At 40.9% G+C, this 6,439-nt stretch carries 8 protein-coding genes; 2 read left to right on the top strand and 6 right to left on the bottom strand.

Annotated elements, in window-relative coordinates:
* Positions 1 to 243: 243 nt before the first annotated feature.
* The 5 genes from PMI05_RS28315 to PMI05_RS28335 form a co-directional block, all read right to left on the bottom strand.
* Positions 244 to 966, bottom strand: a complete 723-nt coding sequence (locus tag PMI05_RS28315; protein WP_007729403.1) for an anti-sigma factor — start codon at positions 964 to 966, stop codon at positions 244 to 246.
* Positions 963 to 1,508 (bottom strand): RNA polymerase sigma factor, encoded by a 546-nt coding sequence (locus PMI05_RS28320; protein WP_007729405.1) that lies wholly within the window; start codon positions 1,506 to 1,508, stop codon positions 963 to 965. Before PMI05_RS28320 ends, PMI05_RS28315 begins: the two co-directional genes overlap by 4 nt.
* 96 nt (positions 1,509 to 1,604) lie before the next feature.
* Positions 1,605 to 2,063, bottom strand: coding sequence for a hypothetical protein (locus tag PMI05_RS28325; RefSeq protein ID WP_007729408.1), 459 nt, complete (start codon positions 2,061 to 2,063; stop codon positions 1,605 to 1,607).
* 38 nt (positions 2,064 to 2,101) lie between these two features.
* Positions 2,102 to 2,905, bottom strand: coding sequence for a substrate-binding domain-containing protein (locus PMI05_RS28330; protein WP_007729411.1), 804 nt, complete (start codon positions 2,903 to 2,905; stop codon positions 2,102 to 2,104).
* 430 nt (positions 2,906 to 3,335) lie between these two features.
* Positions 3,336 to 4,202: a LysR family transcriptional regulator gene (locus PMI05_RS28335; RefSeq protein WP_007729414.1), complete on the bottom strand. Its 867-nt coding sequence runs from the start codon at positions 4,200 to 4,202 to the stop codon at positions 3,336 to 3,338.
* A gap of 115 nt (positions 4,203 to 4,317) precedes the next feature.
* Here PMI05_RS28335 and PMI05_RS31540 point away from each other — a divergent pair, with 115 nt between their 5' ends.
* On the top strand, positions 4,318 to 4,752 hold the full coding sequence (locus PMI05_RS31540) for a DMT family transporter (protein ID WP_238543372.1): 435 nt from the start codon (positions 4,318 to 4,320) through the stop codon (positions 4,750 to 4,752).
* 56 nt (positions 4,753 to 4,808) lie between these two features.
* On the top strand, positions 4,809 to 5,276 hold the full coding sequence (locus PMI05_RS31545; RefSeq protein ID WP_238543373.1) for a DMT family transporter: 468 nt from the start codon (positions 4,809 to 4,811) through the stop codon (positions 5,274 to 5,276).
* On the opposite strand, the gene PMI05_RS31550 is transcribed toward PMI05_RS31545, so the two are convergent.
* A complete protein-coding gene (locus tag PMI05_RS31550; RefSeq protein WP_007729418.1) occupies positions 5,273 to 5,686 on the bottom strand; it encodes a tyrosine-type recombinase/integrase in 414 nt (137 codons plus the stop codon). The two genes, PMI05_RS31545 and PMI05_RS31550, sit on opposite strands and share 4 nt — an antisense overlap.
* Positions 5,687 to 6,439 lie beyond the last annotated feature (753 nt).

Raw genomic sequence — 6,439 nt, forward strand, 5'->3', positions numbered from 1 at the left:
TTTCCTTTTCGATCAACTCACGAATCATGGCGGATTCCAGCCGAAGCCCTCTAATTATGGCAAATTCAAAGAATCCATATTGAAAAAAGATCGATCAAAATCGATTCTACCGTTTAGAATACAGATAGGAATTTTCAGGAAAAAGTTTGATCGTTTTTGGGTAAATTTCTTGAACATTAGTACCCGTTCGTACTATACAGTTAGCCAGATATTTAAAATGTACCTGTCCTTTTCTGTTACCATCTATGAACCGGCTATTTTTTGTCCCCTTGGTTGTCTGCTGTTTGCGTCTGGTTCGACAGTGATGCCGAGTTGATCAAAAGTCTGCCCTTCGGCGAGCTGGTAGGTCAGTATTCCGGATCCGTTTTCGTCCGGCTTGAATATGCCACCATTTTCCCTCGTGCTGTTTTTCAGCAGCCAAACCTGGTAAACCTGTGAACCTTCGACGCCGGGCAATTCGTGAACCTGCACCACCAAATTTTTCTCTGATCCCTGCTGGACAATATAGGCGATGCCGTTTGTTCCCGGGTGGCTTTGATTGGCTGCTTTTAAGGGAATCGCCGTTAAAATTTCAATGGGTATATTTTCGGCATGGCGATTTTTTACCTGTACATTCGCTATTCCAAGGCCAATAAACGCGAGCAACAAGACGCACACGATACCGGTTGAAACTGGAGTGAACTGGCTTTTGAGTGTCATAGAGAGCTTGCTCATCTTAGTCATGAATGTTTCCGTACCGCTTTTCCTTTTGTGCTCAAAAACAAACCCCAGCACCTCGCCTTTTAGCGATTCAGGCACCTCGATTTCGGTATAATCGAAAGGCAAAGCATGCCATGCCTGGGATAATTCCTGATATTCTTTCTTACACTCCGTACAATTCTTTAAATGTTCAGCAAAGGCCATGTGTTCGCTCTCCTTGAGCTCATTTGCTATATATGGAATTAAATGATCACAAACCCTTCTCATTTTAAATCCTCCAGTTCCAGATGCTTCCTCAATCCTTTAAGAGCCTGGTGAAGCCTGCTTTTAATCGTGCCGAGCGGCTCTTGTTCCAGCTTGGCGATCTCTGAAAGAGAATACCCTTTCCAATAAAGCAAATCGATTAATTTTCTTTGCGCCGTTGGCAATTTGTTTTTCGCCATCGCAATATCATTCGTATTTACTCGTTGCTCGACTGTATTAGCAGGGTCGGCGATCTCTTCAAGTTCCTCTTGATGGTGTTGCGTATGCCTCTTCTCTTTGCGGAGGTAGTCAATGCAAATATTGCGGGTAATCGTCAGGAGCCAATTTACAAAGCTGCCTTGTGCAGGATCGTAATAGCTGTTTGTTGTCCATAGTCTTAAAAAGACCAACTGAATAATCTCTTTCGTCTTATCCTCATTCCCATTGCAAAACTTCATAACAAAGCCGTAAACAAGCTTTATATATCGATCATAGAGTTCCTCTAATGCGTGACCATTTTTTTCGTTTACCAATCGCATTAATTCCGCATCGTAATTTTCTTTCATGTGGCACTCCCTGCTCTTGGATAAAAATATATTGCCATAACACTATTTTAAAAGTAAAGATGGGAACGACCGAGACTGATCGTTCCCTGGGCAGGCTTATTCAAATGCTGTTTCGCTGTTTACGACAAACCATACATCTTTTACTCCTTGTCCGTTTACATCCCCTTCTTGCTGGTCTTTTGCAAAATAATAGAGAGGAAAGCCTTTGTACGTAACCTGCTTCTTCCCGTTGTCTTCTCTTGTGATCGTATTGAAATCCTTTTTGTCAAAACCTTCCGGGACAGCGAAATCCTCCTGGGTAAATGCCGGCCAGTTTGCCAGGCAGTCACCGCTACAATTGCTTTTTCCTGCTTCGTCCTTTTTAAAGTAATACAGGGCCTTTCCCTGTGGATCCGCCAAGTACTTTCCAGCTTTCTCATTCTCCAAAAGCTGGAGGCTGTCAGCCGAGGCTTGATCGGGTTGAACCGTCTCTGTTTTTACCTCCGTACTTTTTCCGCAGGCCGCCAAAACAAAAATAATCGAAAGTATCGCAAGGGTAAAAACTGCTTTTTTCATGTATGTTCCTCCCAGTTTTTTAGATGTAAGACTCGTCCTTACTTCCAGCCCCATTTTTGAAAGATTTGGTGAGATTCTTCCGTTCTTAAATAATCAATAAATTGCTGTGCCTCTTTTTTCTGATCAGTGATTTTCGTCAGGGCGATCGGCGTTCCACGATAGAGCTTTTCTTCTTCGGGCAGCTCGACCAGGTCAGTCACATCCTGGAGCCGGTAATGCCACGATTCATAGGTAATCCATGCGTCCGGGCTCGAATTCGATTTCCAACGTTCAATGGCTTCGGCACTCGACTTTACAGAAAGGTTAATATTTTGAGATATGCCTTCGATCAGCCCTTTTCTGCCTGCCAAGTCTTCCCACAGGCCCAGCTGGCCAGCCCCATTCACATCGATTATTTTTACTCCCTTTTTCGTTAAATCCTCCAGGCTTTCAATCTTCTTAGGATTTCCTTTCCTCACCAATATTCCTGCAGCACGCGGGTAAAGCTCCGTACGTGATTTCGTGTCGATCATTTCGGGGTGGTTAAAGATGAAGTCTTGCAGCATATACTCGGAGCCACCGAAAATAATATCTGCATCTTGCTTTGCTTGGCCGATCCAATTGCCCTCTGGTCCGGCTGTTACTTCCACCTTCATTCCTGTTTCAGCTGAAAAATGTTCAGCAGCTTCCTTGATCGGTCCAAGTGGTCCACCTGGTCCGTACACCCGGATGACTTGATCACTTTGGCTGGCATTTGGTGTCGCCTGGGACGCAGGCTTACCGTCCATTTGTGCATAGGCTGACATTCCGGTAGCCGTAAAGACAAAGAGCAGTAGAGTTGTTAGGAACACAGTCTTCTTCATGATTCTTCCTCCAATTTCACACATGTTTTTTAACGGTACTATCAAAGTAAACGAAGGGAGGCTGTAAACGGTTTGATTGTAATTGTGAAATAGTTAGAAAGTTTCATAAATCTATGGAAAACCAATCAGATGAAGAATAAAAAAAGATCTCCGCACAACCTACGCCAGCTTGGCCAGGTGTGTGGCGATCTTTTTCATGTTCTGACACGAAGCGGATTCTTGGTCTCTCGCATCTGTTTTGTTTGAAATTGGCTAGTTTGAAAAATGGATCTCGGTATTAGTATTAATCGTACCTGTACATTGAATAATTGCGTCTAATCCAACTTCTTTTCATTTACATGATAAACTATCATGTACCGCCCGGTTTCATAAGGATGATCACCATCTCGCGTTCACCTACTTGCGTTGCGATTTTGTTTGCTGCGTTGTATTACCAAAATTGCGCGTTTTTTCTAACGATATGAATAAACTCTGTTACTGCCGGCGATAGCCACTTGTTTCTGGGATACAACATAAATGTAAAAAGCGTTTCTTCATACGTTTCGCCTTTTAACTTATGATCACGTAACTCTTTCTCCACAGTTATCCGTGGCAATATCGAGACTCCTAGGCCACTAATAATTGATTGTTTTACTGACTCGATACTCCAGAACTCAATGCTGCTTTGAATTCCTATGTTGGATTTTTCTACAAACTGTTCCAGAAGAGTGCGATAACTGCAACCTTTATTTGTAACAAGCAAACTGCTCTTTTTCAAATCCAATTGATTGTTGATATTGAAATCGTTGGGATATAAAAACATCATATGCTCTTCTACTATCGTTTCACAATAAATGTTCGAATTATTCACCTGTTTACTTAACATAAAGACAAGATCTGTACTTCCATTTGAAAGTTCTTCCCGAAATGTTAAAGGATCGACGTGGTGCCATTCTATACTTACATGAGGGTATTTTCGTTTAAATTCTTCAAAAATTGGTGGAAAACGATAGAGTAAAAGGTATTCTGCAATCGTAATGGTGATATGACCTGAAATTTCACCTTCCATTGAAGTTACCTCTTTAATTCCGTCATAAATTTCCAACATCTTTTTGGCATGAAGCATCAGTTTTTTTCCAACTTCCGTTAAAATTACCTGTTTTCCTATTCGATCAAATAAAGGGCGGCCCAGTTCCGTTTCCAAAGCCTTTATATGAGATGTAATGGTTGATTGAGCATATCCAAGATGATTTGCCGCTTTGGTGAACCCGCCTAACTCAACGATCGCAATAAAGGTAACCAAATGCCGAATTTCCACAAAGATTTGCTCCCCCTCACATCCATCTAAAAAGATGATGATTTTTATTCAAAATATCAATTTTATTAATTGATTTCAAGCTCATATACTCTGTGTAAGACTTATTCTAAAGGTTGTGATTACATTGAGAACAACTACCGGAATCCTTTATGCGTTTATTTGGGCTACTGCGGCAATTGCTACAAAAATAGGTTTAGTCTCTTCAAGTCCACTACTTTTCGCTTCAACAAGATTGTTTTTGGCAGGGATTATACTATTTGCTATCGTGTATATCGCTAACAAAAAGTATCCTTTTCCAAAAGGGAAAGAATGGGGAAATCTAATTATTCTAGGACTACTTAATTCGACTATTTATGTGGGATGCTGTTTCTTATCCCTTGACCATGTAGATTCAAGCATTTTTAATTTATTACTCACTTTCAATCCGTTTATTGTTGCTTTTCTTTCCTCCATATTTTTAAACAGAACCATCAAAAGAAATGAGTTAGTGGGAATGTGTCTCTCTGCGTTAGGCCTAGGAATTGCCCTATATCCCTATATCCCTATATAAACGATATTAATGGAACGTTATTCGGTTTCATTACATTGGGAATTGGTGTTTTTTCAATGGGGATCGGAAGCATTTACTTTAGTAAAATACAAATAAGATTGCCCGGAATTGTAGTAAACACCTGGCAGATTATTTTAGGTAGTGCAATGGCTATGCCGCTTTCGTTTTTATTAGAACCTGACTACTACTTTCATCTCGATTTCTACTTTGGATTTGGGCTTTTCTGGCAGGTGATTGTTGTTTCAATTATTGCGATGTTGCTTTGGTTCTCCTTATTGAAAGAAGACCCTGTCAGAGCAAATAATTTTTTATTTCTAACACCTATTTTCGGATATATGTTATCTGCCATTTTTCTTGGTGAAACAATAACCAACTTTCATTATATCGGCGCACTCTTTGTTGTTATTGGTACAGTTTACAGTCAGACGAATATGTTTGGCTTAAAACAGAAAGAGACTAAAATACCTGTCACCGCACAGATTCATACGGAAGCAGCCGATCAACGTGCAACCGGAGAATCCTAGAAAAAGAGATTTTTCACAGATGCCTTCTCGTGACCCAGCATTCCTTGAATAAAATCTAACGGGGCACCATTATCAAGTAAGTGACAAGCATACGTATGACGAAAGCGATGAGGGTAAACGTTAACTGTAACCTCTCCACGGGCTGCAAGCTTCTTAACAGCATAACGTATTGTAGGTATGGCCATTCGCCGCACAGGAAGTGATTCCGTCACAAAAAGGGCTTTGCAAGAATCCTCTCGATGATCGAGGTATCTCTTTAACCAGACCTTACATTCGGTTGTAAAATACACTTCTCGTTGCTTAGAGCCTTTACCATGCACAATCGCGGAGTAGCTCTCCCAGTTGATGTCTTCGATATCTAGCCTGTGCACTTCACCTACGCGACAACCAGTACAATATAAAAACTCCAAGAGTTCGCGCTCACGTGGGGAATCACAGGGTATCTTAAGATGATTTCCAGTCTTGGTTCTCTTAGCTTAGTGGTGGGATTTTTTAAAATATATCCTTCTTCAAATGCAAACCGAAACAGGGACCGTATAAACCGTATACGATGTCCCAAGCTACTTGCTCCGATATTTAAGTTGCCAATCTCGCGAATCAGTACCTTAAGCTGAAGGGAATACGCTTTCAAAGTGTACGGACTAAAACCCAGAATACGTTTATCGGCCTCATACAACGTCCAGATATCAGTCATTTTCATAAAACAAAACCCCTCCCAAGGCTAATTTCTATTAGCTTCACTATGTTGGGGAGGGATTAATCCCTGGTAGATTCTTGCTGCAACAACAACAGATCGTCTTTTTACGGCCGCTCGAAGTCCTAATGGGCAAAGAAACTCCTCATTGTACACTGCCTTATTCTCGCGAGTGATATGTTTTGAAAAAAATGACTCAAGTTGTTTAATATCCTCAACCACGGCAAATCTTACGTTCAATTTTTAACCACTTCCCCTAACAGCTTACTTTCCAATCCATACGAAAACATCTCCATCAGGAATTTCCATTACAGCAACATGCCCGGATTTTCCAATTCTCATATTTGATCTGTTGTTGAAATCTAAAAAAAGTGGTGATTATCAAATGAAATATAATTTTAGATATGAACACACTGGATTTATACCGCTAACGTCTTCCATCCTACTAATCTGCCCGTTCGTATTATGA

Origin of the sequence: Brevibacillus sp. BC25, assembly GCF_000282075.1 — a bacterium.
In the GTDB taxonomy this organism is placed as follows: Bacteria; Bacillota; Bacilli; order Brevibacillales; family Brevibacillaceae; genus Brevibacillus.